The sequence below is a fragment of the Acetobacter fallax genome (assembly GCF_011516735.1).
Taxonomy (GTDB): domain Bacteria; phylum Pseudomonadota; class Alphaproteobacteria; order Acetobacterales; family Acetobacteraceae; genus Acetobacter; species Acetobacter fallax.
This window is the reverse complement of record NZ_WOSX01000121.1, coordinates 1-1225: the sequence shown is the minus strand read 5'-3', so window position 1 is coordinate 1225 and position 1225 is coordinate 1. Positions and strand designations below refer to the sequence as shown.

The 1225-nt window shown below is 72.0% G+C and carries 1 protein-coding gene and 1 pseudogene; both read right to left on the bottom strand.

Going from position 1 to position 1225, the window contains the following annotated elements; all coding sequences use genetic code 11:
* Positions 1-736, bottom strand: a 736-nt coding sequence (locus tag GOB85_RS18740; protein ID WP_173578866.1) for a hypothetical protein, incomplete at its 3' end; no start/stop codon positions are given.
* A 3-nt stretch (positions 737-739) separates the two neighbouring features.
* Positions 740-1225, bottom strand: a pseudogene (locus GOB85_RS18735) (site-specific integrase); the annotation flags it as partial.

The window sequence follows — 1225 nt, the reverse complement described above, 5'->3', positions numbered from 1 at the left end:
TCCGCAGCGCCGCCCAGGGCGTCCAGTCCGCCGACCAGAACCCGAGCGTCCACACCGTCTCCGGCGCCACCGGTCCGGTCTCCACGGCCTCCACCGTCTGCAGCGGACGCGACGTGCCCCAGTGCCGGCACAGCCAGGCCAGGACGTCCGGCGACTGTGGCCCGAGTGCGAGCAGCTCCACCGGCACCGGACACAGCGCATTCAGATCGAACGGAACGGAGTTCACGCCGCCATCCCGGGTCCGCAGGCGTTCTGCGGCCCCGGCGACCGCCTCCGCCAGCCCGGTCAGACGGCCGGCCTCGCTCCCGGCGCCGGCCGGCAGCAGCGGCCGGAGCAGATCGTCCGCCGACAGCGCCTCCGCCGCCCACGGGATCCGGCCCGGTCCGGCCGCCCGGGTGCGGAACTGCGCCAGTCTCTCCGGCGGCCCTTCCACCGTCAGCAGGTGATACAGCCAGTCGGGCTGCGGGCAGGCCGGAGCGCCACCCTCCCCTGTCCTGCCGCTCTCCTGTGACGTTTCGAGCACCATGCCATGTCCCGCCCCGGACGGGCGCGGCGCATGCGCCGCGACGGGCGGGCGGACCGGAAGTCGCAGCGACGCCTCCTCGCCGGATGCCGGTGCGCTGTCGCCGGTATAAGTATGGGCCAGCGGCTGTGCCCGCAGCTGAATCCGGTACGCCTCGAGCGCGTCGGTGACCGTATCGAGATCCGCCACGAGGTCCGTAACGGTTTTCACCATGGCTCAGAGATCCAGAAGATGCGCGGGAGAGTCGATCTCGCGCCGCGAGCGCCGCACATAGCGACGCATCGTGCGCAGGTCCCGATGCCGGGTGTGCGCCATGATCTGCTCGTCGCGGGCATTGGCCTGAAAAGCCTCGGTCACAAAACCGGCCCGTAGGCCGTGCGGGCTGAGACGTTCCCCCGCCGGCGCCGTCACCCCGGCCTGCTTTGCCCGGTGCAACACGATGCGCCGCACCGCGTCCGGATGCAGCGCATCGCGCCCGACCTGTCCCCAGCGATTGATCGGCCGGAATAGCGGCCCTTTTTCGTCCAGCGCCGCCGCCTCGTGCCAGGCTGCCAGGGCCAGTACCGGACAGGTCGCGGCGTGTTTGCCGCGCGGGATCGCCACCTCCTCGCCCTGCTGCTCCTGGTCGGTCTTGCTGCGGGCGATGGTCAGGATCAGACCTGTCGCGGTGACCCGGACCGTCCCGCCGGTCAGGGCCACCAG